Here is a 26239-nt window from a genome sequence, read left to right on the forward strand (position 1 = left end):
GTATTGTGAGCGCCGTAGCCTCGTGAGCATGGGCTGATTCTAAATGCCCAGCTGAGGTTAATAATGTGAATGATGTGCTCGGAGTGTCTAAAGTGGCATACATGACTGCCCCTCGGAAAACCAGCACACGTTCCTCGAAGACTCCTCCGGTGAGTTCTCCACGTGCACGTTCGCGGAGGGGGGGATCGACCTCGCGTCCGGGTGGAGGGTCTCGTTCGACGCATCGTGATGAGGTCATGAATCCGACTCAAGAATTTGAACGGACCGGAAGTGCGTTTTCAGCGGTCGGTTCTGGGCTAGCAGGTTTTTTTGGTAGTACAGCGCGAGGAGTCGGCAGTCTTGCTAGACGAGCAGCATCTGTTCGTGCTGATAAGGATGATTCTCGCGGATCGAGAGACGACGATCTTTTGGATAGCTCTGTATTTGACGATAATGATGTATCTGGTGAGGAAACTCGCGGGCACGATCGAGCGCCTCGACATACCTATACGGATTACGGGGATGGGTCGCGTTCACGGGGCGAGTCCGCGATCGAGGACGGACAGTATGATGATGAGCATAGTGTCCGCATTGGTGGAGGGTACGACACTCCGGCGTTGATCGTTGCCGCACTCGCGTTAATTACTGCAGGTTCGACGTGGTTCGGTATTGGAGGGCCAGTAGGGGGTGCTCTCTCTACTGGACTTATGATTCTTGTAGGGGCGGCAGCATATCTCATTCCCCTCGCTTTGGTGGCCATGGCGTGGGTGCTGATGGTAGGGCTCACAGTCCGCGACATGAATCACTACCGAACCGGTGGTGCGTTAGCTCTGCTCATCGGGGCAGTATTGGGTCTTGCACACATTTTCGCAGGCCAGCCTACGACGTGGTCAGAGCGTGGACAAGCTGGTGGTGCCATCGGATTGTTTTTTGGGACGCCGTTGGCTACCGGGTTCTCCGTATGGCTGGCTGTGCCTATTTTGCTTCTTCTCATTGTGTGGTCAGCAATCACTCTGACTGGAACGACGATTAAAGAAACCGTTCGCGCTGTGACGCTGTGGATGGGGTTCCAGCAGGGAGGTCAGCGGACCTGGCAGGCTGATCGTGATCTGTACGATGATGATGCTGACGATGACCTGTACGGGGATAGGGATCACAGAGGCTATGATTCCGGGCATCGCCGGTATCCGGCGCGTCATGTTCCGTCTGATCTTCACACACACCGAGCTGGACGGTCGTTGATTTCCGCTGATAGTGGTCCACAAGAGTCCTTAGGATCGTCTGCGTCATACCAACCCCCAGGGTCCTATGGGAATACACCGATGGACAACTATCCGTTGGATGATGATGGTGACTGTTATTCTACTCGGGTCCTCGCACGGGAGCGTGGCATTGATGGTCATGGTTATCCTGAAAAGAGTAATGTCGGCCGGCAACCTGCGCCAACGTTGGATGATCAACCCACTGTCGTTGACATTGCTGCTTTTTCTCCAGGCCGTGGTAGCGGCCGTGAGGCTCCACAATCTTCACCTGTAAAAGTGAACGCTGCTGGTGAAGGAGTACCAGAACTGGTCGATGATGAGGATACTGGCAGGACAGCAGATAGCAGCATCACGGATGTAGTCAATGAGAGTCGGGAGGCTATGCGCCGTGCGATCATCGCACGTTCAGGAATAGATGCAGCGAGTAAGGCGCTTAACGTCGCGGACTTGTCGGACGAGAGCGTGGAATCGGAACCTGAGCGACGCTCGGGTGGCGATTCTACACCGCTAGATTGTTCTACGACGTCATTGAGCCAGGAACATTCCTACGAACTTCCAAGTGCAGATTTGCTCATTCCTGGTAAAGCGGCGAAGACGAGGACTGAGGCAAACGAACGTATGATTGCTGCTATTTCAGATACGTTCACAGAGTTTAAAGTTGATGCGAAGGTGACGGGATACTCCCGTGGGCCGACAGTTACTCGTTATGAGGTTGAGCTTGGACCCGGAGTCAAAGTATCCAAGATTACTAATCTTCAGTCGAATCTTGCTTATGCTGCGGCAACGGACAATGTGCGTCTTCTGACGCCCATTCCGGGTAAATCTGCCGTCGGCATTGAGGTTCCGAATGCAGACCGTGAGATGGTTCGCCTCTCAGATGTATTACATGCTCCCGATGTAATGCGAAATGCTGATCCGATGCTGATTGGTCTCGGCAAGGACATTGAAGGTGACTTTGTTGCACATTCCATTGCGAAGATGCCGCACCTGCTAGTGGCTGGCGCTACTGGTTCAGGTAAGTCTGCCTTTGTGAACTCAATGTTGGTGTCGCTGCTTACTCGGGCGACCCCGGAGGACGTTCGACTGATTTTGGTTGATCCAAAAATGGTCGAGCTCACACCATATGAGGGGATACCTCATCTGATTAGTCCAATCATCACCCAGCCGAAAAAGGCAGCGAGCGCGTTGCAATGGTTGGTTGATGAGATGGAGCAGCGCTACATGGATATGAAGTCTGCTGGTGTTCGCCACATCAAAGATTTCAATAAGAAGGTTGAGAGCGGGGTATACACGGCGCCGTTGGGGTCTGAGCGTGAGGTCAAGCCATACCCCTTCATCGTGTGTGTTGTGGATGAGCTTGCCGATCTCATGATGACTGCTCCTAAGGAAATAGAGGAGTCGATTGTTCGTATCACTCAAAAGGCTCGTGCTGCGGGTATTCACCTAGTTTTAGCGACGCAGCGGCCGTCTGTCGATGTCGTCACAGGACTCATTAAGACAAATGTTCCGACACGGTTGGCGTTTGCGACATCGTCGTTGACAGATTCCCGGGTGATCCTGGATCAAGGTGGTGCGGAAAAACTCATTGGAATGGGAGATGGGTTGTTTATCCCACAGGGTGCGGGTAAACCGATGCGTATCCAGGGTGCTTTCGTCACGGATACTGAGGTTCAGGCTGTTGTCGATGCCGCGAAGGGTCAAGGTGATCCAGAATATGACCCTAAAGTGACCGAGCATGCAGAGTCAGCGAAGAAGAAGATTGATGAAGATATCGGTGATGATCTTGATGACCTTCTTCAAGCGGTCGAGATTGTGGTGACCAGTCAGTATGGCTCGACTTCGATGCTTCAGCGCAAGCTACGGGTTGGATTCGCGCGTGCTGGCAGGTTGATGGACCTGATGGAGTCACGTGGGATTGTGGGCCCGTCAGAAGGATCAAAGGCGCGGGAGGTGCTGGTCAAGCCAGAGGAGTTGGAGACAATTCTCTGGATGATTCAGGGAGCCGATCCCGCGGAGGCTCCGAGAGAGGATTCTTCTGCGGATTCTATGGATGATGGGGTGTCAGAGGGGACTGGCAGTTCTTCGGCGACGATCGTTGAAGCCAATCCATCTGGCGGCATTGTATAAATGGGCGACCTGCTTGTTCCTCGTTGGGGTTTCGAGGATCACGTGCCAAGGTAGGGTAATGAGTGTCTGTCAGTGTCGTCATGTATCCTCTAGTGGCTGGAGGGGAGTATCCCCGTTGTGCGTTGATGTCGTCAGCACGGTGTCCCTGTTCATGATGTATAAGTTGGACTGTGGTGCACCCGGCACCATCGGCTAGATCAACCCATGTGTGGTCAGAATGCATTTTTCTGATGTGGTAGCAGACTGTTGCTAGTGCACCTCAGGCGAAACACATGGTGTGTGGAAGCTAGCGGGAAAGACCTCCGGTCCTTATTTAGCGATGACCGGAGGTTAATGTATGCATGTTGATGGCATAACATGGGGTATTACCATTGTGGTGTTGGTGGGGATCCTGCTCCTTGATTTTGTTGGGCATGTCCGTCGTGATCACGCTCCTAGTATGAAGGAAGCCAGCAAGTGGCTTGGCGTGTATGTTGGGTTGGCCGCTGTATTTGGAATTTTTCTATGGTTATCCTGGCCTGCGCCGGAAGACCCGCACAAGCACGGACTTGAGTTTTTTTCTGGGTACTTCACCGAGCTGAGTCTGAGCATCGACAACCTGTTTATTTTTGCCTTGATTATCAGCTCATTTAAAGTACCGCGCGAATTGCAGCAAAAGGTGCTGGCCTATGGCATTGGGTTGGCGATTGTTTTCCGAGGTATCTTTATCGCCTTGGGAGCTGCGGCCATCAATGCATGGTCCGATATTTTTTACCTATTTGGGTTTTTCATGGTGTACACAGCCATCAAGTTGGTGGTCGATGAAGTTCGTGATGCGCCAGAAACCGATGTTGACGGCATGCTGGTTGTCCGTGTTCTTCGACGCTTTGTTCCCCTGTCGTCCGAGTTTGTCGGGCATAAGTTGGTGGCGAAGATTGATGGTGCCCGAATGGTGACGCCTATGCTGCTGGCGCTTGTCACACTCGGCGCCATTGATCTCCTCTTCGCCCTGGATTCAATTCCTGCGATCTATGGATTGACTCAGGAACCCTACATCGTTTTTACAACGAACGTCTTTGCCCTGATGGGCCTTCGTCAGATGTATTTTCTGCTGGATGGCCTATTGGAACGGCTGGTCTATCTCCCGTATGGGTTGGGTGTGATTCTCGGTTTCATCGGTGTCAAGCTTCTCTTCCATGCGTTAGAGGAGAATAACCTGCCATTTATCAATGGGGGAGACAACGTCCACGTCCCGGAAATTTCGACGGTGCTGTCGTTGGGTGTCATCGTTGTCACCCTGGTCATCACTGTGCTCGCGAGTATCATTAAAGATCGTCGAGATCGGAGAGTGGGCGCTGCATCTACTCGTGATTATAGCTAGCGATTATGAGTATACGCGCCATGAAGAATGCCATTCTTAGTCGCATAACGAATCAAACTGTGGAGTAGGCGGTAGGGTTTAGGTGTGAACGCGCCAGACGATAAAAGTCAACGGTTGGTCGGTTCGACAGCCGAGAGTCGAGATAGTGGGTTGGATGATTGCACGCAGCCGTCACTGTGGCATGCGCAGGAGACGGCAAAACTTCTCAACATTGCGAATGTGCTCACAGTTATTCGTATCGTCTTTATTCCTGTTTTTGTGTGGTTTCTCCTTCGTCATGGTGGGAACCCTGCTGAGTTCCGCTGGGTTGCAGTGCTCATGTTTCTTGCGTTGATGGTGACAGATTATGTCGACGGATGGCTAGCACGGTCCCGAAACCTGGTCACTGATTTTGGCAAGATTGCCGATCCTATTGCGGATAAGGCACTCATGATTTCCGCGCTAGTGGGATTAAACGTTATAGGCCGGTTGTGGTGGTGGGTTACGTGTCTCATAGTGATTCGTGAGCTTGGGATTACGCTGTGGCGAATGGTGATGCTCCACCGCGGCCTGGTTGTCCCGGCGTCTAAAGGGGGAAAGCTTAAGACTGCCTTACAATCGCTTGCAGTGAGCTTATTTCTCATGCCCCTTCCGGGTTGGACTCATTGGCTGACTGGCGTCGTGATGGCCGCAGCCGTGGTCGTTACAGTCGTTACAGGACTTCAATACCTGCTTGATTCGCGGCAATCTCGATCGGGGGGATCGACCATTGTGTCGACTTGATGGTGAGGGCGGAGTTAGTGTCTGAGGAGCGTTACACATTTTCTTGTCCGACCGAAGCCTTCGTGAGGGAACAGGCGCACTCGGTTATTCATAGTTTTTCGTCGAGGGGTATCACGGTGGCGTGTGCAGAGTCGCTCACTGCTGGTCTGCTCAGTGCGACTTTAGCCACTGTCCCTGGAGCGTCTTCGGTGTTGCGTGGGGGTGTTATTGTGTATGCCACTGAGTTGAAGCAGACCCTTGGGGGAGTTCCGGCTGACGTTCTTGATGCTGATGGTGCGGTTGCTCCGACGACGGCGCGGTGTCTTGCTAGCCATGTTCGTAGAGAATGTGACGCTACCGTTGGTGTCTCCTTGACTGGAGTTGCTGGTCCAAAGACCCAAGAGGGTAAAACAGTAGGAACTGTTTTCGTCGGGATTGCGGACAGCGTTGGTTCGTATTCTGAGCTTGCTGGACAGGTGCTTTTTCGACACAATCATGGTGATGAGCTGATGACCGTGGAGCCTCTTCTCAGTGGTGATCGGGAAGCTATCCGTCGCATGTCGGTTTCTGCGGCGCTCTATGCGTGCATTGATTGGTGTGCGAGCATTCGTTCTCGATAGATATGGCAATGATGGGAACAAACGTGGGGAAAGAATCGTTACAACCAATGATGAGAACTCAGACCACTGTTTTGGATAGTCCTGCACTTCTTCGGCATCATCCGCCGCATGATAGTCATCGCGTTATGGCCCAGGGGTGTGACACTTGTCTCGATGGTATTGCAGGAGCGGTCCCAGGGGCTCATGAGCCTCTCTTGCGGGAGACATTAGGAGAGGCGCTTCGCGCTTTTCGTGTTCGTGCGTCAAGGACATTGAGAGAATTGTCGGATGTTGCCTCGGTCAGCCCGGGATACCTCTCAGAAATTGAGAGGGGACGTAAAGAAGTGTCGTCCGAGCTTCTGGCCGCGGTCTGTCACGCACTGGGGGTACGCATTTCTGATGTTCTTCTAGAGTGCATTAGCATCATGGCTCTGGAGGCGGAGGCAGCCGATTTTAGACATGAACTCGATGCCACCGTGTGAATATTATCCACGTCATTTTTCATCAGTAGTGCGTCTTGAACAGTTTTGCGCAGAAAGGTCCCGGTTTTCACGATGGCAAACCCGTTTTCAAAAGGGTGGAAGTACTTGATGGCTTTCTTCGACAGCAAAATCGAGGAAAAGGCTGATCCTAAAGTGCAAATTGAACAGGCTATTAAGGCTGCTCAAGATCAGCATCAAGAGTTATCTAAACAGGCTGCGGCGGTCATCGGTAACCAGCGGCAATTGGAAATGAAGCTTAATCGTCAGCTGGCGGAGGTGGAGCAACTTCAGGGCAATACCCGACAGGCTTTGTCACTAGCGGATAAGGCTCGGTCTGAAGGAAACTCCGTTAAGGCCACAGAATATGAAAACGCTGCTGAAGCCTTTGCTGCTCAGTTGGTCTCAACGGAGCAGTCGGTGGATGATCTCAAACAACTTCATGATCAGGCTCTGCAACAAGCTCAGCAGGCAAAAGCAGCGGTTGAGCGGAATGCTATGGCTCTTAAGCAGAAGACTGATGAACGTACGAAACTTTTGAGTCAATTAGAACAAGCCAAGATGCAGGAGAAAGTTGCAGATTCGATCTCCTCGATGAATAAGCTGACCGATAATGGTAATTCTCCAAATTTGGATCAGGTTCGGGACAAGATCGAAAAGCGCTATTCAGAGGCATTGGGTAGATCTGAATTGGCGGAGAACTCCATCGATAACCGCATGATCGAGGTTCAGCAGGCGAGTGTCCAGATGGCGGGGCACTCGCGCTTGGAGCAGATCCGTGCGTCGATGAATGGCGGGCAATCTGGTGGATCACATCAATCAGGTATCTCTAGTGCTCAGCCGCAGGCGATCGAATCGGCTTCTGGGCCGCACAGTGACGATGCCTCTCAGGATGCTATCGCTGAAAAGCTACGGCAGCTACGTGATCACAATTAGCAGCCAACTCTCAATCGTCGAAACCGCGACTTGCTAATGCGTCACCGAGCACGTCTGCTTGCCTGATCGAGTGGATGGCGATCGGCAAGATGACCGCCCTCAGCCCGCGTGCTGAGCGCGCACGTCGTGCATCGATTGCGCGATGAATGGCCTCTTGTTGACGCGGTATTAGGCACACGGTCAAGGCGAGTGCTGTGCTGATCTCCTCGACTGGGACGTGGAATCGTTCGAGTGGTCGCAGGTTTCGATGTATCGATTCAATCATATCGCTGATACGGGTTGTAAGCGTGAACAGTATCGCTAACGACATACTGACCAGCAATGACACTGTCAACGATAAGGAAGCCTGCCACCCTGTGCTCCATAACTGTAGAGCTGAAACTGGTAATAGTATCGGCAAGGTGGAGAGCATGTGAGAAATAACGACGCGGAGAGGGATGTGCGCGAGCACAAAAATGACCAGGATCACCATAGCTTCAATTCCGAGAGCTCCGACGTTCAGTACACTAAGGCTTCCGCCGATCTGTCGGGACTCAATGGTGACGAGAACGATGAACAATGTGATGAACACGATCTTCTTGGTTGGACTGAGACGGTGTATGACACTGTTTCGATCCACGTAGTGACCTAGGGGTGTAGACAGCCAGTATCGACGTCTCATGTCCTATCCGGTCCTTTCATGGTCTGCAGTAGCCGTGCGTGGTATCAGCCTTCATGTCGATCTCATTACCTGTCATGTTGCCGTACACGCATGGCGTCCTTGTACTCGCGGCACACATCATCTGGAGTTCCATCCGCGCGAATACGCCCATCATCTATCCAGAGCGCACGGTCGTAATGGGCAACGAAGTCAAGATCGTGTGTAACGACGATGATTTGCTGAGGAAGTTCATCGAACACACGTCCAATCCTCCACCTATTTGACAGGTCAAGGAGGGTCGTTGGTTCGTCGGCGATAATGGTTGCAGGCCGTGCTACGAGTATTGCTGCAAGCGCTAACAGTTGCTGTTCCCCACCTGATAATTGATGGGGGGATGAGTGCGCATACCGTTCCAGTCCACATTGCCGGAGCATACCCATGGTTCGACGTTTCTTGTCTTGACGAGAAAGTCGATGCCCATGTTCTCGTATCTTCCGTAGTGAGAACTCGACGTCCTCATACACTGTTGGCATAAGAATCTGGTTTTCTGCGTTGGAAAAGATGAATCCCACTGTTTTTCTAACGTCACGTCCGTTGGCGGCAGGATTGACGTCATTAACGGTCACAATGCCAGAATCGGGCGTTGTGAGACCATTGATCACTCGAACGAATGTGGATTTTCCGGAGCCATTTGCTCCGATGATTGCGATTCGGCGCTCCGCGAGTGTGGTCGAGATGTCGTTGAGGATCATGCGATTGTCATAGGACACCGCAACATTGCGGAATTGTATGACTGGAGGGGGACCCTCGTTTGTTGTAGCCGAGCGGGTGGGTGGAAAAGATGCTGAAAAGGGCATGGGTGGAGTGGCAATCAGGTCTGGTTACGATGATGATGAGTGCGAGGTGGTTAGCCAACGATGTGTGGGCAACAGGTCGGGGAACGCAACGGTGACAGCAGATGACACCGTTCCCACGACGACCGTTTTTGCGAGGTCTGGGCCTATGAACGGCGCTTGGATAGTGAACGTGGTGGCAACAGTGATGCCTTTGATCAGAATCATCCATAAGGCACCGCAGGTGTACTGAATGACAATGCCCAGCATGCTGATGACAGTGAACATAATAGTTTGTAGTGGCCGGCGACGTGGTGTTAATTCTGCTGTGACTCCACATAACCACGCGGAGGCGAGGTAGCCAATAATATAACCACCGGTTATGCCGCTAAAGGCGGCTAATACTGAGCGGCCACCTGCAAGCACAGGGAGACCAGCGGCTCCAAGAATCAATACAATTCCGATCGCGGCTGTACCGCGGCGTCGTCCGAGTATGACCCCAGCCATGATGACGACGGCGTTTTGGAGAACGATGGGAACGCCGGCACCACCTGTTGGGATCGATATGAAGGCCGTGGTGATAAATAGAGCTGCGAAGACTGCTATATGCGAGATGTCTCTACTTGTCCAGGTACGTTGTGATGATGTCGTCCTGCGGTGAGAGAGGGAACTGGCATTGGGTGCACTGTCAGGCATGTCTGTCATGGTAATTGGTGGTATCAGTAGTGGAGAAGAACGGTCACCGCCACGCGTTGAAGATAGAGTATATGTTCGACTTTACATCGAACATATGTTTGCGTATTGTGGTGTTCGATGTTTGCATGTCTAATGTCAGAATTATTCTCGTCGTGGAACCAAAGATGGACTAGCGTCGTCTGTTTCTTGTGATGTCTAGAGTCGAGGTTCCTCTGGACTGGACAGTACTGTAATCAGAATCACTGGATGTTGCTACCGCCACACCCAGTGGTGGTCGTGCTCTAACGAGCAAAAGAGGATTGGTGGATGATGGCAGGAAAATCGTCGACGAAGAAGAAAACACATCAAGGTAGTGGTGATGGCCGTCTTAAGGCACTCGATAGCGCCCTAGCGAAGATTGAGAAAGATTTTGGTAAAGGTGCGGTCATGCGCCTCGGGGACGATGAGCGCCCGCCGATTAGTTCGATTTCCTCGGGTAATATCGCTATCAATGTTGCCTTGGGTATCGGTGGCTTTCCACGTGGCCGTGTGGTGGAGATTTATGGACCTGAGTCCTCAGGTAAGACCACTGTGGCGCTTCACGCGATTGCCGAAGCTCAAAAGAGTGGCGGTATTGCTGCATTCATCGATGCTGAGCATGCGCTAGACCCTGAATATGCTCGTAAGTTAGGCGTCGATACTGATGCATTGCTCGTCGCTCAGCCAGATACCGGTGAACAAGCATTAGAGATAGCAGACATGTTGGTTCGGTCTGGTGCACTCGCTATCATCGTCATTGACTCTGTCGCGGCATTGACACCGAAGGCGGAGATCGACGGCGAGATGGGGGACAGTCACGTAGGGCTCCAAGCGCGGTTGATGAGCCAGGCGCTGCGTAAAATGACGGGTGCTCTGTCTCAATCAGGGACAACAGCTATCTTCATTAACCAACTACGTGAAAAAATCGGTGTAATGTTTGGCTCACCCGAAACAACAACGGGTGGTAAGGCCCTCAAGTTCTACGCATCGGTGCGATGTGATATTCGTCGGATTCAAGCATTGAAAGATGGCCAAGATGTTATTGGTAATCGGACACGGTTGAAAGTCGTCAAGAATAAGGTTTCCCCGCCGTTTAAAGTCTCAGAGTTCGATATTCTCTATGGTGAAGGGATCTCTCGAGAAGGATCAATTATTGATCTGGGGGTCGACTTTGGGATCATTAAGAAATCTGGATCATGGTACACCTACGAAGGGGAACAGCTCGGGCAAGGAAAAGAAAAGGTGCGTGAGTACCTCAAGAACAATGGTGAGCTCGCTGAATCCATTGAAGATAGGATCATGAAATCTGCCAAAGTTGGTCCGTATGCGAACAGTATGGATGATACTGTCATCACGCCTGACGGAGAGAAATCAGACGATGATCCGATTGACGTAGTCCCTAACGTCGATTTTGATGATGACGATGAATGAGCGCTGATTCGATAGCCAGTATGTATCCAGATTCGAGGTTGAATAATGTCTACGTCGAACGACGCCGCCTTCGATGAGAGCCCTAGACTCTGGAGGAAGGCTGAATCCCGTGCTGACATAATCAGTCATCTCAGTGAGGCTATCTCCCAGATTGACAACAAGCGCGATATCGCGCGCGAGGAGAAGCTCACGTCTCCTGTTCGAGCTCGAGCCTTACGACTTCTTGCCCATCGAGATCGATCCGCGCACGAACTCCGCGAACGGCTCGTCGATGCTGAATTCCCGCCATCGACGGTTGACAAGGTTATTGCTGACCTCGTCAACAGTAGGCTCATTGATGACCGCCGATTTGCTAAAGAATGGGTGAGACAACGTAGAACCCGACGAGGAAAGTCTCGTCGGGTTCTACGCGATGAGCTTCACCATAAAGGCGTGTCAACAGAAGATTGTGATTACGTCCTCTCGATGGTCAACGACGATGATGAACAGGCCCTCGCTCGACAGGTCGCACAGGATCGAGCGCGCCGCATACATACTCTTCCCACGGATCACAATGAGAAACTCAAGCACCTTCGGCGCATAGCCTCAGCACTAGCGCGCCGAGGATTTCCGCCGGGAATGTCACACAACATTGCTCGCCAAGTCCTTGATGAGAAGTTGGACGCACTGTCCAAGGACTCTCGTTAAGCTAAGGCTCGTTAGGGCTGGTCACTCGGAGGTGCTACGTAAATCACGGTGGGCGGGATCATGCCAGTCCACCACAGCTTCATCCTTCGTCTCTACCCCTTGTTCTTTCTGATGGGGGACATAGGCCACGATGTTGCGCCGAGCACGACCAGCTCTCAACTGAAGCTCAATTCGCTCCGCAAGCGTTGTCAGCCCGATATTTACGATAATCATAATAACCGCAACAACAATGAGTGCTGCAAGAAAATTGCGATAGTACGACGCAGATTGAATCCCCGACCGCACAACCTCAACATAGCCAATCTGATACCCCAACGCAGAGTCTTTCAACGCAATCACCATCTGAGCAATCAACGCTGGAAGCATTGAGGCAATAGCCTGGGGAAGTAGAATAACCCGCATTGTCTGCCGATGCGTCAGCCCCAATGCCAATGCTGCCTCCGATTGTCCACGAGGGAGAGCCTCAATACCAGAACGAAGAACCTCTGCAATAACAGCGCCATTATACAAAGTCAGCCCAAAAACAACGGCCGCGAAAGCCAGCTGCTGGGAAGGAAACAATGCGTACTCAGCAAATAATTGATACGCAAAAATCATCAAAATCAACACCGGGATAGCGCGAAAGAATTCAACGAGTACACCGCAGACTCGACGGACAATCCAACGGCGATGCAAGCGGCCGGTACCCAACAAAGCACCGAGCAACAGCGCCAGAATAATGGAGACGACAGCCGCTTTAAGGGTTCCCCAGAGGCCAGGAAGGATATACGTTGTCCACGTGGTCCCTTTGACGAAGGAACGCCACTTACCTTCCTCCAGCTGACCATTCTTGGCCAGCACCATCATGACCCACCCCAGGACAAGGGCAGCGACCACAACAGTGAGCACCGTTAAAATTCGGTTAATCTGGCGCCCACGTGGACCCGGATTGTCATAAAGGACCGTTGCACGAGCACTCATTATCGTTTCACCGCCAATTGTTTACCAGCCCATCCGAAAAGCAGTCCCAGAGGGAGCGTGAGAATGATGAAGCCAAGCGCAAAAATACCGAATACGAGAAATAGCTGGTCGGCATGATTCTCAATTGTTGACTTCATCAGAAGAGAAGCCTCACCAACACCAATAACAGAAGCAATCGTCGTGTTTTTCGACAAGGCGATCAATGTGTTTCCTAAGGGAACAATCGAGGCCCGAAATGCCTGAGGAAACACAATAGAGGAAAAATTCTGACTAAACGAAAGACCTAAGGAACGTCCAGCTTCTGCCTGTCCAAAAGGAACCGTGTTAACCCCAGCACGAAGAGATTCTGCAACAAAAGCTGATGTATAGATGATGAACGCCAGTACAGCCAACCAGAAATTGTTGTTTTTAATGAAGTTGTTATCCTCCGGAGCGAGAGTGAGACCGAGATTTTGATAAAGCCCGATGGATGAGAACAGCACGATTAGCGTGAGCGGTGTGTTTCTTGACACCGTAATAAACAGGGAGGATAACGTACGTAGTACGGCGATAGGGCATACACGCATTGCCGTAAGGATAATGCCCAGGATTAATGATCCAATCCCCGAGAATACAGTAAGTTTTATGGTCACCCAGAACGCTGGCCATAGTGTTCCGCTGAGGTCATTCCATAAACTGGTTGTTTCCATAAAATTCCCCTATGACTTTGTCAGGAAGCTGAGGTCGCCAATGGTCGGTTTATCTCCGACCGGGAAGTCGTTTCCAAGGTTCGTGTGAACGATCGTGGCGTATTCGCCGGATGCCCACATGTCGCTGAGTGCGTCATTAATAGCTTCCGTTGATTTGCCATCGCCCTTGGCATGACCGATGCCGTAATACTCATTGGTCCACCACGTGCCATCGTTCTTCTTCATATTGACGACGCGGAATTCTCCTGGGTATTGCGTTGCAAAACCGTATAAGATGGTGGCGTCAGTCGTGATGGCGTCGACTTTCTTTTGATGGAGTGCTTCCACGCATGATGAATAAGAATCGAACTCTTGGAGTTGCACGTCGGGGAGCGCATCTTTGACCTTTTGGGCAGGGGTAGAACCGGAGACAGAGCACAGCCGTTTACCTTTGTTGAGGTCTGTGAGAGTAGTGAGGTCGTCGTCACCGTCTCGCACGAGTAGCGCCTGGTGTGTCACGAGGTATGGGCCGCCGAACGCGATGGCATTAGCACGCCCCTTGTTGATGGAATAGGTGGCGGTAATCATAGCCACTTCACCGTTTTTCACGAGTGTTTCGCGCTGAGCGGATGGGGTTTCTCGCCAGGTAATAGCCGGTTTCTTCCATCCGTTCTTTTCCGCAATGTGGTTGATGACGTATCGGGAGATGTCGGGGTCCACACCAACGAATTCTTTGTCTGGTGTCCGCATACCCATGCCTGGTTGGTCATATTTCGTTCCGACGATGATATGTCCGGACTTGATGGCCTCCAGGACGCTGACTGGGGCGGAGTGACCACAAGCTGCGAGGCTCGACACACCGACCGCAAGGGTGGTCAGTGTGGCGATGATAGTCCCTGTGTGTCGATCCTGTTTGTCGTGGCCTCGTTGGTGAGATGTGAAGGCGCGGATAGACCAGCATCCAAGGCGTTTACGTGGTATCATGATGTCCCCCTTTTAGTGCCCCAGGATCTTTGAAAGGAAGTCTTTGGCGCGGTCCGTACGGGGATTCGTAAAGAATGATTCTGGATCGGTATCTTCAACGATTGCACCGTCGGCCATGAATAACACGCGGTCAGCAGCGCGCCGTGCAAATCCCATTTCGTGGGTGACGCAAACCATGGTCATACCTTCTTGAGCAAGTTCCACCATAACGTCGAGAACCTCATTAACCATTTCGGGATCAAGGGCTGAGGTGGGCTCGTCGAACAGCATAATTTTGGGTTCCATTGCTAGGGCGCGTGCAATGGCGACTCGCTGTTGCTGACCACCAGATAGTTGCGCTGGATACTTATGTGCTTGACTGTCGATTCCAACACGGCGGAGCAAGCTCATAGCCTGTTCTTGTGCATCAGCCTTGCTTCGCCTGCGCACTTTCATGGGAGCGAGGGTCACATTATCGAGGATGGTTTTGTGTGAGAACAGGTTGAACTGTTGGAAGACCATGCCCACCTCCGCACGGAGCCGCGTGAGCTGTTTCCCTTCCTCCGGAAGTTTCTCACCGTCGATCACAATGTCGCCATTATCAATGGTCTCTAATCGGTTGAGAGTACGGCATAAAGTCGACTTTCCGGACCCCGAGGGGCCCAGAATAATGACAACCTGGCCCGCCGGGATCGTGAGGTTGATGTTCCGAAGGGCGTGATAGTCACCGAAATACTTGTTGACGCTGCGGAGGGAAATCATCGGAGTGCTAGACATTAAGTCTGCGTGCACACAAGGACTCACGGATGCCCCCGTCGTAACGTTGTCGTTGTGATCAGGCATAACGGATGGCGAAGGACATGATGCTTGTGGTGGGACGGAGCCTGATCGAGATGGGCCTGGGCGAGAGGTGGTGGTCGGAGCGTGATCTAACTGAGGAGAACGTGACGACACCACGTCGTCGGATCCTAAAACTTCTGGCATACGAAAAATTTAAAGGCTCCATCCCAGCAAATATGTCTTGGAAACAAAAAGTTAACAACGGTGTAACCAATTCCCAGTCCGTCGGGGGTAACCAGTACGATAGTCCGCGATGAACGGCACAACCCCTGATACGACAATGAATCACACACCACTCACCGCGAATGCAAAGAAGCCCCGGACATATGAAGTTCGTACATTCGGCTGTCAGATGAACGTGCATGACTCCGAACGACTGGCGGGGCTGCTAGAGGAGGCTGGCTATGTGCCGGTCGCTAACGATGACCCTGCTGACGTCGTCGTTTTCAATACGTGCGCAGTGCGGGAGAATGCTGATAATCGTCTTTACGGCACTTTAGGACAGCTGAAATCGGTCAAAGACGTCAAGCCTGATATGCAGATCGCTGTGGGGGGGTGTATGGCTCAAAAAGATAAGGACGTCGTTGTGAAGCGTGCGCCGTGGGTAGATGTAGTCTTCGGTACCCATAACATTGGTAAGCTGCCGACGCTGTTAGCGCGGGCGGCGCATAATCATCAAGCACAAGTTGAGATTGCCGATTCCCTCGAACAGTTTCCCTCACTCCTTCCTGCCAAGCGCGATTCCGCCTACTCAGGGTGGGTTAGTGTGTCAGTGGGGTGCAACAACACCTGTACATTCTGCATAGTACCGAGCCTCCGTGGAAAAGAAAAAGACCGTCGACCAGGTGATATCCTGGCTGAAATTCAAACCCTTGTCGACGATGGTGTCAGTGAAATCACCCTTCTTGGTCAAAATGTCAACGCCTATGGCGTACATTTTGAGGATCCGACGATGGATCGTGATCGCAGCGCTTTTTCCAAATTACTGCGCGCATGCGGCGATATCGACGGGTTGGAACGGGTTCGTTTCACTAGCCCACACCCCGCCGAATTCACATCAGACGTTATTGATGCCATGGCAGAGACGCACAACGTGTGCCCGCAACTTCATATGCCGTTGCAGTCTGGATCAGACAAGGTTCTTAAAGAAATGCGCCGGTCTTACCGGACAAAGCGTTTTATGCGGATTTTGGACGAGGTTCGTGACAAGCTTCCCCATGCAGCAATCACCACTGACCTCATTGTTGGATTCCCTGGAGAGACTGAGGATGATTTCCAGCGGACCCTCGAAGTCGTCGAAAAAGCCCGATTTACCAGTGCATACACGTTTCAATATTCGCCACGTCCGGGTACTCCCGCTGCGTTGATGGACGACCAGATTCCCAAGGAGGTGGTTCAAGATCGATATGAGCGGTTGCTGGAACTTCAAGAGCGAATCAGCGCAGAGCTGAATGCTGAGTTAGTGGGCCATATTGTGGAGGTGCTTGTCCAGGCCGACGACGGGAGACGATCGAATAAGACCCATCGTTTAGCTGGTCGGTCTCGGGATGGTCGACTCATCCACTTTACCCCCGCCCCGGCGTCGATGGATGAGACGTCACACGCATGGAATGCTATTGGTGCAACTCCGATGGCTCATCCCACGAATCACCAGGTAACCTCCGTCGAGGACTGTGTCTCTCCCGGCGTCAACGGCACGATTCGTGCAGGCGATGTCGTGTGGGTTCGAGTAACAGATTCCCGTTCCCACTTCCTGCTGTCCGACTCTGGAATCCTTGCTCACCGGCGTATGCCAGCTGGAGATCGGTCTGAGATCGCATCGGCGCCAGAACCACGTGGAGTAGGACTAGGCATCCCGACTATCAAGCGGTAGACAGGGGAACAAAGTAGGCACCACAGTTGACGCGCACAGATTACTGTTGAGGATATGGCAATGAACACGGCATCCCAGAGCAACAATGGCGCTGGATCGCAACACGAGTGTCGATCCTCGAAAAAGCCGCAGGAGATGACACCGGAAGAACGGAGAGAGGCACTCCGTTCTTTTGGTGAGAGCAAGCGTGCCAACATCACCGACGAAGAACGCATCGCCTCGAAGAGTGTGGTAGTACACCGTCAACTTCCCTTTTTCTTGCTGGGAATGCTGGGAACCCTATTTGCTATCTTTCTTCCGCATTCAGGTGATGTGTATGGTTTTGACGTTCTCTTCTATTCTGACCATGCTCGGGAGATGGTGACAACCTGGCCGGAACGCATATATATGTGGTTGGCGTTGGTCGGCGGAATCCTGTTGCCGAGTGGTGTGATCGTGTCACGGTCAACCCTTGTTGCGTGGGTGACGTGGGTATTTTCGGGAATTGGCTGGGTATTTGGCATTTTTGCCATCTGGATGCGGCAGTCTCGGCCACCGACGGAGCCCGGGGTAGGCCCATCATATGGGCTTATTATGGGATTTGCTGCAATCATTATTGTTTTTTCAACAATGTCGACGGTGGTTTTTCATCGGTCGGTGCTGCAGCAAGTTCTAGCGGAGGTGCGCTGGGACGAAGCGAACAGAAATGATGAAACTCGTGCAGCACAGCAGCACCTGAGGACAGGACTTACGGCCGAGAAGCATCGAGAGCCGGTCGACACTCGCCGTATGCGAGCGCGCGAGCGTGCCCGCCAGGTGGCTGAAAAACAGCGTGGGCAGAGGCAACCACCTCAGGGATGAGTGCGAGCGCGTGACCTCGCAGGTATGAGGCTCTAGTCCACTGCTTGCCTGGCGGTACGAGCCCACTGGGCCCACTGCTCAGCTTGTGCTCGTAGGTCAGCTGCTTTGTTCGTGTTCCCGGATTTTTCGGCATCGTCAGCCGCTGAGACAAGCTCAGCTACCTTGGCTTCGAATTGGGCAACACGTGCCTGGAGGGCTGGGTCAGACTTTCGCCACTGCTCATTTTCGACGGCGCTAACCTTGTCTTCGAGAACGCGGATTTTATCCTCAAATTCACGAACCCGCCCTCGCGGTACGTATCCAATGTTTTCCCATTCGGATTGTAACTCACGAAGGGTCTTTTTAGCTGCCTCTAGGTTGTCCTCCGGGGTGATTTTGTCGGCATAGCGAGCAATGAGTTTATCTTTTTTCTCGGCGTTCGCTTCATATTCTCGATCCTTCGCATCGTTGACAGCGTTACGTGCCGAGAAGAATGTATCTTGGGCCGCCCGGAAACGCTTCCACAGCTTGTCATCGACGCCGCGTGGAGCACGTCCAGCGGCTTTCCACTCTGTCATAAGGCTCTGGAACTGGTGTGCGGTATCCTTCCACTCGGTCGAGTTTTGGATCTGTTCTGCCCGCTCACAAATGTCTTCTTTGACTCGGCGTGCCTCAGCGCGCTGGCGGTCGAGCTCGGCAAAATGGGCTCCGCGCCGGTGTGAGAAGTGATCGCGGGCGGCGGAGAAACGCGTCCACAAAGCATCGTCAGTGTGTCGGTCAATGCCATGGATACTCTTCCATTCGGTCATCATCTCGCGGAGGCGGTCGCCGGACTTCTTCCAATCTGTGGAATCGGCACCGATTTTTTCGGCTTCAGCAATCAGTTCCTCACGGCGTGTGATGGCGTTGTTACGACGACGAGTTTTCTCGTCCTCCGCCTGTTGAGCCACTGCATAACTCTCATTGATAATTGATGTCAACTGATCGCTGAGTGCGTCCATGTCCCCAAGTGCAGCCGCGTTGGCAACCTTGATTTGGAGGGCCTCGGCAGAACGACGAGTGCTCACTGCTTCCTCGGGGTGGGTGTGGAGACGGGCGTGAAGCACATCTACTTCAGTCTGAAGGCTTTCATAGTGTTTGCCGAAGAAAATGAGCCCTTCGCTCAGTGGCCCAGCCTTCCACTCACCAATGGCGCGTTCGCCGTCGCGCGTGATCAACCACACGGTTCCGTCGTCATCGATTCGCCCGTGGTCTGCGGGGTTGTTACGTTGACGTGGTGGAGCCACCGTTGCTGCATGTCCAGACATCGATGCTGGTGATGGGCGGGTACCTGGGTGGCCAGGCATGTGGGCTGGGGTGACCGGAGAAGTAGTCATGGGTCGGTGTTCCTCACTTTTTCTTTCATCGCCGCGCGGCACGGCTGCCGAACACAATCCAATGTTTAGACTGCACGACTTTGTCGTGAGAGTCCACCCGCTAGGGTAGTGATCTGTGACCTACATCCACCCTGATCATATGACGGAGTCAGAACCTTTGCCGTTCCCCGTAGCGGTTGTTGGCCCCACTGCGTCGGGTAAATCGGCGCTGGGGATTGCCTTGGCGCAGCGGTTTTCCGGGGAGATTGTCAATGTAGATTCCATGCAGCTGTATCGGGGCATGGATATTGGTACTGCGAAACTTAGTGTCGACGAGCGTGAGGGAATCCCTCATCATCAGCTCGATAAGCTTGATGTGACGGAGCGTGCAAGTGTCGCGGTGTATCAGCAGTCAGCGATCCAGGACATTGAGGCCATTCGTGCGCGGGGGAAGACACCAATCCTCGTTGGCGGCTCCATGTTGTATGTGCAGTCGTTGGTTGATGATTGGCAATTTCCTCCTACTGATGTGCAGGTGCGTGCCCGGTGGCAGCGACGTCTCAATGAGGTCGGAATGCGCCAGCTACATCGGGAGCTTGCGGCAATTGACCCTGAGGCTGCGGCTATTATCGAAGACAATGATCCGCGGCGGACGGTGCGTGCCCTCGAAGTGATCGAGCTGACGGGCCAGCCGTTTACGGCTTCACAACCTCCGATTGACGCGCCAGCACGATGGGGAACACTTATTCTTGGGTTAGCCACAGCCCCTGAGTGGCTTAATCCACGAGTTGAGGCGCGTACGCGGATGATGTTTAGACGGGGACTTGTCGACGAAGTTGAATCGCTCATCACAGAGGGCCTTGTCGCAGAATCGACTGCTGGTCGGGCGATTGGGTATTCCCAAGTCCTTGCGATGCTTCGCGGAACATTAACCTATGACGACGCCATCGAAAAGACGATCACGGGGACACGTCGTTATATACGGCGCCAACGGTCGTGGTTCCGACGGGATCCACGCACTCAGTGGATCGATGCAGCAGATGACACGCTGACTGAGGCCATGTCGATCATTGATAGTTACGCACGTGTGTATCACCCGGCGGACCATGCTTAGAGCACACAACGTTCTCCTATGATGTGGCGTTCATTCACCGGGCACTATCTGGCCCGGTCGTGTGGCCAGTCATGTCTTTCTACTAGTGGGACTTGGGCCCACGCGAGGCACCCTCACCCTATCGGATGACCTCAATACCCGTGTTCGCATCAAGGGCGGTGCACGTGAGAAGAAGGATCACGGGATGGGTACGACTGACGTCTAAGATAGCGGTATGACGACACAGATGATTCATTTTAGTAAAGGCCATGGCACGGAGAATGATTTCATTTTGCTGCCCGATTTTGACGCCAACCTTGATCTTGATTCAGCGTTGGTCCGCGTTCTTTGTGATCGTCGGGCTGGAATCGGGGCAGATGGCATCATCCGGATCGCTCGCACACAAGCGCTGATTGACCACGGTGTGGTCACCGACGGCATGGTTGCCACCCTCTGGGAGGATATCCACGACCGTGGCTATCCGGAGTCTGGGCTTCCCGAATGGTTTATGGATTATCGCAATGCTGACGGTTCAATCGCGGAGATGTGTGGAAACGGGTCCCGGGTTTTCGGCCATTATTTATACGCCCATGATCTGCTTGATGACCAGTTATCTTTCGTTATCGGAACGAGAGCCGGAGTGAAGCGGATGACTGTGAAAAATCCCGAGACCGCGGATGGTGCGTCGGCTCGAATAGCCGTTGGCATGGGCCGCGTAGGCATTATTGGACAGTCTGTCGTGGCTTTCGATCATGAGAGGTTTGCCGGGATTGGAGTCGACGTCGGTAACCCCCACTTAGCATGCGTAATTCCTGATCTCGACGACTCTACTCTTCGGAGGCTTCCTGTTCAGGTGAAACCAGTGCTTGACGAGGAATTCTTTCCGTATGGTGCTAACGTAGAGATTGTGACGCCCGTGAGAGCCGACAGTACTCAGGGGGGCGATGGGTCTATTTCTATGCGCGTCCACGAACGCGGCTCAGGAGAAACTCGATCGTGCGGAACTGGAACCGTTGCAGCAGCTGTCGCAGCATTGGCAGATCGTGGAAAGACCAACGGCACGCTCAGGGTTCGTGTCCCGGGTGGTGACATTACGGTCACGATCAAGGACGAATATGCGACGTTGGAAGGCCCCTCGGTGATTATTGCCTCAGGAAAAGTCAATATGGACGAGCTACGCTCATCTGCAGCCTTGTCTTAGGCCTCGACGTTACGAGGGGCGTCGCCTGACGTCGATCCGACACTGTCCGACGATCCGGAGGACTGAGCCTTTTTTTCGTGGTCAGGGCGGGGGAGGACGACGGGCGGTAGCCGGAGAGTCGGCTGATCAAGATCGCGGGCATAGCGCCGCGCTGCCTGCCACGATTGCCTCAGCTCATTGGCAATTTCATCAGTCGCCGCAAGGACGTGTTCGAGCATATGAATTGAACGGGCATTAGCCACCACGCCATCGAGATCCTCGATAAATAATTGGCTTGAGGACTGAGCCTGGTGGAACCGCCTAAAGACGGGATTATCCGCATGAGCATCATCGACAAGTGATGGATGAGAGGATCGATCCGCGATTACCTCATGTGACGTCCCGTGTCGAAACTCATGCCATTGCCCAAGGACGTCTTTAATATCGGCCGCTGATAGCTCGATAGATCGACGAAGCTGCTCTTGCTCTGCCGGAACATTGGATGACCGAGCAATGTAGGCTGCGACAGCCATGCCAGTGACGAGGAGACCAAAACCTAGCCAGTGAAACACCATGACTAAACCCACAGCGACAAGCACAAATGAAACTGTACTGAGGACGTGGCATCGCCGGTATCGGCGTCCGGAGGACTGAGGAAGAACCAAATCTATGCCTTTACTAGCAGGACGACCAGCTAACTCTAGTGTCCACCGCAACCGCAGCCACCACCTCCACATCCGCCGCCTCCACAGCAGCCACCAGCGTCAGCGTTGGCAGCTATGGACGCAGTAAAAAGAACTCTGCCAGCAACAATATTGCCCGCCTCAATAGCATCGGCAGTGGAACCTGGGAGACAGAGGTCGATGGGGAACGGGGCATCGACATTAACATGCCAAAAGGATCCGCCAGTAAGCCCATTTGTACGCTTAGCTGCAGAACGGACAACTAGCGAGATATCACCGGCAGCAGAAGGCTCAGATTGGCCGGAACCTGCGTTAACAACGGCCGCACCATGAGAAATAACAAACCCTGTCGTCGCCCCACCAGCAATGGAGAAGGCTTCCTTATCCGGATACACATGGATGTCAACCCCGAGAGCAGCAAGATTAACCCTGCCAAGGTGGGTTGGTTCGTCGACAAGCAGCGGCCCCTGGGACAAATTTGCTGCCACGTCACACACCGTATTGCCCTCGTCGTCATGGATCTCAAGAAGTGCGAGAACATCAGACAACATCGAAATTTCGGCTTCACATTCAGTCAACGACGCAAAGCCTGCAAACGCGGAATATGGTGGCGCTGCGACAATAACAAGCCGTGCGCCACTGACATCATCAAAAGCGAGTAATTGGCCGCTGGGAAGCTCACCAGTCACCGACAACGCGCCCGTTGAATAGGCCCTCTCCAACAGTTCTTGCCAGGGAACCCCACCCATCCCTAATGAAGTGAGTCCTGTTGCGGTGGTTGGTCCCGCCATTCCGCCATCAGCGGGGCTCTCGGTAGGCGTGCTCATAATGATCAATTCTAAACCCCTCACGAACTACATAGTGATTCGGAGTACGGCACACCAGGCGATGGCCACCTGCCGGGACAAATACGTTGCTGTATTTCCCCCGAAGAGGGAACAAAAATCCCAACGCAGCGATGTGGTTGTACCACGTGCCACGCAACCAGGTCGATATGGGCCTAACACTGTGGCCGATCCTTGAGAGAATGGACTACCGCGCCGAGGCCAGTCATGAGACACTAGTAGACAATGAGTGAATGTTCACGGACCCGCGCCGTCGACGCGGGCGATATTACCACCACCGACCATAATGACGCTCTGCATGAGATTCCCATACAACGAGACATCACAGGAGAACATAGGCCCGTACCGACAACTGGTGAATTAGACCTCAGCGAGCGCTCAGAACTCCGAGCACTCTCCCGAGGTAGCCAGGGGCATACCACTGAGCAATCTGACGGTTATGACGTCGAATACCGAAAACTTCGCCTCGAACGAGTTATCCTAGTTGGGGTCTGGACCGCTGGAACTACTGCAGAATGTGAAGCCAACCTCGAAGAACTGAGAGCTTTAGCAGAAACAGCCGGATCAGAAGTAATTGAAACCTTCTACCAACGTCGTGACAAACCTGATGCCAGCACCTATATCGGATCAGGAAAAGTTGCTGAACTCCGGGATGCTGTACGCTCTCTCGGAGCCGATACCGTAATTTGCGACGGTGAGCTTAGTCCGGGACAACTCATCGCCTTAGAAAAGAGCCTGGACGTTAAAGTTATCGATCGCACGATGCTGATCCTCGACATATTTGCTCAACATGCAAAGTCAAAAGAGGGTAAAGCCCAAGTGTCTTTAGCGCAAATGGAATACCTCTATACCCGGGTACGTGGTTGGGGCGACATGATGTCCCGGCAGGCAGGCGGACGAGCAGGATCCAACGGCGGCGTTGGGCTACGTGGTCCCGGCGAAACCAAGATCGAAACTGACCGTCGGCGGCTTCGTAAAGACATGGCGCGTCTGCGAGCCGACCTGCGAAACATGACGACAGCCCGGGAGGTCAAACGAGACCGCCGGGATCAATCCACCACTCCACAAATTGCCATTGCGGGGTATACAAACGCCGGAAAATCGTCACTTATCAATGCTATTACAGGTGCAGGAGTACTGGTGGAAGACGCCCTTTTCGCCACCTTGGACCCTACGACTCGCCGTGCGGACCTCGCGGACGGGCGTGCTGTCATCTTCTCCGACACTGTCGGATTCGTTCGACACCTGCCCACCCAACTGGTGGAAGCCTTCCGATCATCGCTCGAGGAGGTGGCCTCCGCCGATCTGGTGCTTCACGTCGTCGATGGTTCCGATCCTTTTCCTCTCAAGCAGATATCGGCTGTTCACGACGTTCTCGCTGAAATTCAGACCAGTGATACCGGCAGGGTGCCGCCTGAGATTATTGTCGTCAATAAAATTGACTGCGCCGATCCGATTACCCTCGCCCAGCTTCGCCACGAGCTCGACGACGTTGTTTTCGTGTCTGCAAAAACAGGAGACAACATCGATGAACTTGCCTCACGGATTGAGCTCTTCCTCAATACGCTAGATACGCATGTCAACCTGCATGTCCCCTATACGCGGGGTGACATCGTGGCGAAAATACATGAATATGGCACCATTATCGATGAACAATATGACGCTGATGGAACCATCCTTGACGTGCGTGTTCCTGCACGAATAGCTCGGGAAGTCGCAGAGTTTGTTCACACTGTTGACTTGTCGTAGCAGTGACATGCTCTCAGGGGCCATTGTTGTTCATCATCGTGAAGCCTGAATAATAAGAGGGTGTGAGCACACACAAACACTTGTTACCGTGGTCTGTCCACGGCGATGGGAGAGCACCAGCTCCCGACGCGGTCGTCGCCCCTGAAGAGCGACTAAGCTGGCCCCGAACGATCGGCATCGGGATGCAACATGTCATCGCCATGTTCGGAGCTACCCTCTTGGTGCCAACGGTCACTGGGTTCCCCGTCAACACCACGTTGCTGTTCTCCGGTGTAGGAACGATGGTGTTCCTCCTCATCACACACAATCGCCTCCCCTCGTACCTCGGTTCCTCATTTGCATTCATCGCCCCATTGACGGCAGCGCAGAGTTCAGGACTCTCCGCCCAACTAGGGGGAGTGCTCGCGGCGGGGCTCGCTCTCACAGCGGTAGGTGTCCTCGTCATGGTCGCAGGCCAACGTGCCCTTAACATAGTGATGCCACCGGTTGTCACCGGAGCAATTGTTGCCCTTATCGGCTTAAATTTGGCTCCCGCGGCGACCGCGAATGTTCACAAGCAGCCATTGGTGGCCATGGTGACCTTGGTAGCAATCCTCCTTTTTACCGTCGGGGGGCGTGGGATGGTAGCGCGCCTGGGAATCCTTTTAGGCGTGGTCACGGGCTGGGTTTTCGCAACATTAACGGGAAACTTAGCACCGGGGACTACTGATACGATCTCGCACGCCCCATGGGTAGGGTTTCCCCACTTTGAGTCCCCACAGTTTCATGCCGGTGTAGTCATCTCGACGATTCCTGTTGTCGTCGTGCTCATTGCTGAAAATGTCGGACATGTGAAGGCAGTATCTGCGATGACAGGAAGAAACATGGATGATCTTGCAGGTAAGGCACTATTTTCCGATGGTATTGCAAGCACAATCGCGGGGTTATCAGGAGGATCGGGAACGACTAGCTATGCAGAGAATATTGGCGTCATGGCAGCCACGAGAGTCTACTCGACAGCTGCCTACTGGATCGCTGCGACCACCGCTGTGATCCTCGCATTCATTCCAAAATTCGGCGCATTGGTATTTACCATTCCTCCAGGCGTCCTCGGTGGCGCGACGATGGTTCTATACGGGATGATTGGAATGCTTGGGGTACGGATTTGGCAGGACAATGACGTCGATTTCACCAACCCCGTTAATCTGGCAGCAGTATCGGTCGCGGTCATTGCTGGAATTGGTAACCTTACGCTCACGGTGGGGCAGGTTGCCATTGAAGGAATTGCCTGGGGATCCGTCGGAATCATAGTGGGATATCCGGTCTTGCGGTACCTATATGACCATTTCGGTGGTGGCAGACATTCCGACCACCATGAGGATGGTGCTCCCGAGTAAGAGAGCGATATTGTGTGATCGCTCTCAGCGAGGCTGCTGCAGCCAGG

At 53.2% G+C, this 26239-nt stretch carries 24 protein-coding genes; 14 read left to right on the forward strand and 10 right to left on the reverse strand.

All coding sequences use genetic code 11. From position 1 onward, the window contains the following. Positions 1-101 precede the first annotated feature (101 nt). The 6 genes from V5S80_RS02625 to V5S80_RS02650 all read left to right on the forward strand — a co-directional run bounded on the left by V5S80_RS02625 (position 102) and on the right by V5S80_RS02650 (position 7483). Entirely contained in the window at positions 102-3368 is a 3267-nt protein-coding gene (locus V5S80_RS02625; RefSeq protein WP_395169176.1) for a DNA translocase FtsK 4TM domain-containing protein, read from the forward strand. Between the two features lie 337 nt (positions 3369-3705). Then, the gene (locus tag V5S80_RS02630; RefSeq protein ID WP_395169177.1) at positions 3706-4728 is read left to right on the forward strand and encodes a TerC/Alx family metal homeostasis membrane protein; all 1023 of its coding nucleotides are present in this window, start codon (positions 3706-3708) and stop codon (positions 4726-4728) included. A gap of 150 nt (positions 4729-4878) precedes the next feature. Further along, entirely contained in the window at positions 4879-5490 is a 612-nt protein-coding gene (gene pgsA / locus V5S80_RS02635) for a CDP-diacylglycerol--glycerol-3-phosphate 3-phosphatidyltransferase (protein ID WP_395169431.1), read from the forward strand. Continuing rightward, on the forward strand, positions 5490-6089 hold the full coding sequence (locus tag V5S80_RS02640; RefSeq protein ID WP_395169178.1) for a nicotinamide-nucleotide amidohydrolase family protein: 600 nt from the start codon (positions 5490-5492) through the stop codon (positions 6087-6089). The genes pgsA and V5S80_RS02640 overlap by 1 nt, the downstream gene beginning before the upstream one ends. Before the next feature lie 125 nt (positions 6090-6214). Beyond that, positions 6215-6550 carry a helix-turn-helix domain-containing protein gene (locus V5S80_RS02645; RefSeq protein ID WP_395169432.1) on the forward strand — a complete coding sequence of 112 codons (336 nt, stop codon included), beginning with the start codon at positions 6215-6217 and terminating at the stop codon, positions 6548-6550. A 72-nt stretch (positions 6551-6622) separates the two neighbouring features. Then, the gene (locus V5S80_RS02650; protein ID WP_395169179.1) at positions 6623-7483 is read left to right on the forward strand and encodes a PspA/IM30 family protein; all 861 of its coding nucleotides are present in this window, start codon (positions 6623-6625) and stop codon (positions 7481-7483) included. Between the two features lie 10 nt (positions 7484-7493). Here the strand turns inward: V5S80_RS02650 and V5S80_RS02655 are convergent, their stop codons facing one another. From V5S80_RS02655 to V5S80_RS02665, 3 genes are all read right to left on the reverse strand, one after another. Then, positions 7494-8102 carry an energy-coupling factor transporter transmembrane component T family protein gene (locus V5S80_RS02655; protein WP_395169180.1) on the reverse strand — a complete coding sequence of 203 codons (609 nt, stop codon included), beginning with the start codon at positions 8100-8102 and terminating at the stop codon, positions 7494-7496. A 107-nt stretch (positions 8103-8209) separates the two neighbouring features. Beyond that, entirely contained in the window at positions 8210-8875 is a 666-nt protein-coding gene (locus V5S80_RS02660) for an energy-coupling factor ABC transporter ATP-binding protein (RefSeq protein ID WP_395169433.1), read from the reverse strand. 129 nt (positions 8876-9004) lie between these two features. Further along, a complete protein-coding gene (locus tag V5S80_RS02665) occupies positions 9005-9652 on the reverse strand; it encodes a biotin transporter BioY (RefSeq protein ID WP_395169181.1) in 648 nt (215 codons plus the stop codon). Between the two features lie 309 nt (positions 9653-9961). Between V5S80_RS02665 and recA the strand changes: the two genes are divergently transcribed. Together recA and V5S80_RS02675 are read left to right on the forward strand one after the other, a co-directional pair. Continuing rightward, on the forward strand, positions 9962-11101 hold the full coding sequence (recA, locus tag V5S80_RS02670) for a recombinase RecA (protein WP_395169434.1): 1140 nt from the start codon (positions 9962-9964) through the stop codon (positions 11099-11101). Positions 11102-11146: 45 nt separating this feature from the next. Then, positions 11147-11788: a regulatory protein RecX gene (locus V5S80_RS02675; protein ID WP_395169182.1), complete on the forward strand. Its 642-nt coding sequence runs from the start codon at positions 11147-11149 to the stop codon at positions 11786-11788. A 21-nt stretch (positions 11789-11809) separates the two neighbouring features. Here V5S80_RS02675 and V5S80_RS02680 read toward each other — a convergent pair whose 3' ends face one another. The 4 genes from V5S80_RS02680 to V5S80_RS02695 are packed head-to-tail and all read right to left on the reverse strand — an operon-like array spanning position 11810 to position 15141. Beyond that, entirely contained in the window at positions 11810-12748 is a 939-nt protein-coding gene (locus V5S80_RS02680; RefSeq protein WP_395169183.1) for an amino acid ABC transporter permease, read from the reverse strand. Then, entirely contained in the window at positions 12748-13437 is a 690-nt protein-coding gene (locus V5S80_RS02685; protein WP_395169184.1) for an amino acid ABC transporter permease, read from the reverse strand. Before V5S80_RS02685 ends, V5S80_RS02680 begins: the two co-directional genes overlap by 1 nt. A 9-nt stretch (positions 13438-13446) precedes the next feature. After that, positions 13447-14400, reverse strand: a complete 954-nt coding sequence (locus V5S80_RS02690) for a glutamate ABC transporter substrate-binding protein (protein ID WP_395169185.1) — start codon at positions 14398-14400, stop codon at positions 13447-13449. Between the two features lie 12 nt (positions 14401-14412). Then, positions 14413-15141, reverse strand: a complete 729-nt coding sequence (locus V5S80_RS02695) for an amino acid ABC transporter ATP-binding protein (protein ID WP_395169435.1) — start codon at positions 15139-15141, stop codon at positions 14413-14415. Positions 15142-15499: 358 nt separating this feature from the next. Here V5S80_RS02695 and miaB point away from each other — a divergent pair, with 358 nt between their 5' ends. Both miaB and V5S80_RS02705 read left to right on the forward strand, forming a co-directional pair. Continuing rightward, positions 15500-17092 carry a tRNA (N6-isopentenyl adenosine(37)-C2)-methylthiotransferase MiaB gene (gene miaB, locus V5S80_RS02700; RefSeq protein ID WP_395169436.1) on the forward strand — a complete coding sequence of 531 codons (1593 nt, stop codon included), beginning with the start codon at positions 15500-15502 and terminating at the stop codon, positions 17090-17092. A gap of 54 nt (positions 17093-17146) precedes the next feature. Further along, positions 17147-17932, forward strand: coding sequence for a hypothetical protein (locus V5S80_RS02705; RefSeq protein WP_395169186.1), 786 nt, complete (start codon positions 17147-17149; stop codon positions 17930-17932). Between the two features lie 32 nt (positions 17933-17964). Here the strand turns inward: V5S80_RS02705 and V5S80_RS02710 are convergent, their stop codons facing one another. Next, the gene (locus V5S80_RS02710) at positions 17965-19287 is read right to left on the reverse strand and encodes a DUF349 domain-containing protein (protein ID WP_395169187.1); all 1323 of its coding nucleotides are present in this window, start codon (positions 19285-19287) and stop codon (positions 17965-17967) included. A gap of 139 nt (positions 19288-19426) precedes the next feature. Between V5S80_RS02710 and miaA the strand changes: the two genes are divergently transcribed. Beyond that, positions 19427-20380: a tRNA (adenosine(37)-N6)-dimethylallyltransferase MiaA gene (gene miaA / locus V5S80_RS02715; RefSeq protein ID WP_395169188.1), complete on the forward strand. Its 954-nt coding sequence runs from the start codon at positions 19427-19429 to the stop codon at positions 20378-20380. Between the two features lie 229 nt (positions 20381-20609). Beyond that, on the forward strand, positions 20610-21560 hold the full coding sequence (dapF, locus tag V5S80_RS02720) for a diaminopimelate epimerase (RefSeq protein WP_395169437.1): 951 nt from the start codon (positions 20610-20612) through the stop codon (positions 21558-21560). Here dapF and V5S80_RS02725 read toward each other — a convergent pair. After that, positions 21557-22138 (reverse strand): hypothetical protein, encoded by a 582-nt coding sequence (locus tag V5S80_RS02725; protein ID WP_395169189.1) that lies wholly within the window; start codon positions 22136-22138, stop codon positions 21557-21559. The genes dapF and V5S80_RS02725 overlap by 4 nt on opposite strands. Before the next feature lie 101 nt (positions 22139-22239). Beyond that, positions 22240-23049 carry a hypothetical protein gene (locus V5S80_RS02730; RefSeq protein WP_395169190.1) on the reverse strand — a complete coding sequence of 270 codons (810 nt, stop codon included), beginning with the start codon at positions 23047-23049 and terminating at the stop codon, positions 22240-22242. Positions 23050-23292: 243 nt separating this feature from the next. Here V5S80_RS02730 and hflX point away from each other — a divergent pair, with 243 nt between their 5' ends. Both hflX and V5S80_RS02740 read left to right on the forward strand, forming a co-directional pair. Then, a complete protein-coding gene (gene hflX / locus V5S80_RS02735; protein ID WP_395169191.1) occupies positions 23293-24816 on the forward strand; it encodes a GTPase HflX in 1524 nt (507 codons plus the stop codon). A gap of 62 nt (positions 24817-24878) precedes the next feature. Continuing rightward, the gene (locus V5S80_RS02740) at positions 24879-26192 is read left to right on the forward strand and encodes a uracil-xanthine permease family protein (RefSeq protein WP_395169192.1); all 1314 of its coding nucleotides are present in this window, start codon (positions 24879-24881) and stop codon (positions 26190-26192) included. Positions 26193-26239: the final 47 nt, after the last annotated feature.

It is taken from the genome of Corynebacterium sp. PCR 32, from assembly GCF_037464985.1.
Lineage (GTDB): Bacteria > Actinomycetota > Actinomycetes > Mycobacteriales > Mycobacteriaceae > Corynebacterium > Corynebacterium kroppenstedtii_D.

What these genes read in the sequence shown, in the direction of transcription:
- V5S80_RS02625 (WP_395169176.1), top strand. Translation starts at nt 102, where the DNA reads ATGACTGCCCCTCGGAAAACCAGCACACGTTCCTCGAAGACTCCTCCG.
- V5S80_RS02630 (WP_395169177.1), top strand. Translation starts at nt 3,706, where the DNA reads ATGCATGTTGATGGCATAACATGGGGTATTACCATTGTGGTGTTGGTG.
- V5S80_RS02640 (WP_395169178.1), top strand. Translation starts at nt 5,490, where the DNA reads ATGGTGAGGGCGGAGTTAGTGTCTGAGGAGCGTTACACATTTTCTTGT.
- V5S80_RS02645 (WP_395169432.1), top strand. Translation starts at nt 6,215, where the DNA reads ATGGCCCAGGGGTGTGACACTTGTCTCGATGGTATTGCAGGAGCGGTC.
- V5S80_RS02650 (WP_395169179.1), top strand. Translation starts at nt 6,623, where the DNA reads ATGGCAAACCCGTTTTCAAAAGGGTGGAAGTACTTGATGGCTTTCTTC.
- V5S80_RS02660 (WP_395169433.1), bottom strand. Translation starts at nt 8,875, where the DNA reads ATGATCCTCAACGACATCTCGACCACACTCGCGGAGCGCCGAATCGCA.
- V5S80_RS02665 (WP_395169181.1), bottom strand. Translation starts at nt 9,652, where the DNA reads ATGCCTGACAGTGCACCCAATGCCAGTTCCCTCTCTCACCGCAGGACG.
- recA (WP_395169434.1), top strand. Translation starts at nt 9,962, where the DNA reads ATGGCAGGAAAATCGTCGACGAAGAAGAAAACACATCAAGGTAGTGGT.
- V5S80_RS02675 (WP_395169182.1), top strand. Translation starts at nt 11,147, where the DNA reads ATGTCTACGTCGAACGACGCCGCCTTCGATGAGAGCCCTAGACTCTGG.
- V5S80_RS02680 (WP_395169183.1), bottom strand. Translation starts at nt 12,748, where the DNA reads ATGAGTGCTCGTGCAACGGTCCTTTATGACAATCCGGGTCCACGTGGG.
- V5S80_RS02685 (WP_395169184.1), bottom strand. Translation starts at nt 13,437, where the DNA reads ATGGAAACAACCAGTTTATGGAATGACCTCAGCGGAACACTATGGCCA.
- V5S80_RS02690 (WP_395169185.1), bottom strand. Translation starts at nt 14,400, where the DNA reads ATGATACCACGTAAACGCCTTGGATGCTGGTCTATCCGCGCCTTCACA.
- V5S80_RS02695 (WP_395169435.1), bottom strand. Translation starts at nt 15,141, where the DNA reads ATGATTTCCCTCCGCAGCGTCAACAAGTATTTCGGTGACTATCACGCC.
- miaB (WP_395169436.1), top strand. Translation starts at nt 15,500, where the DNA reads ATGAATCACACACCACTCACCGCGAATGCAAAGAAGCCCCGGACATAT.
- V5S80_RS02705 (WP_395169186.1), top strand. Translation starts at nt 17,147, where the DNA reads ATGGCAATGAACACGGCATCCCAGAGCAACAATGGCGCTGGATCGCAA.
- V5S80_RS02710 (WP_395169187.1), bottom strand. Translation starts at nt 19,287, where the DNA reads ATGACTACTTCTCCGGTCACCCCAGCCCACATGCCTGGCCACCCAGGT.
- miaA (WP_395169188.1), top strand. Translation starts at nt 19,427, where the DNA reads ATGACGGAGTCAGAACCTTTGCCGTTCCCCGTAGCGGTTGTTGGCCCC.
- V5S80_RS02730 (WP_395169190.1), bottom strand. Translation starts at nt 23,049, where the DNA reads ATGAGCACGCCTACCGAGAGCCCCGCTGATGGCGGAATGGCGGGACCA.
- hflX (WP_395169191.1), top strand. Translation starts at nt 23,293, where the DNA reads ATGAGTGAATGTTCACGGACCCGCGCCGTCGACGCGGGCGATATTACC.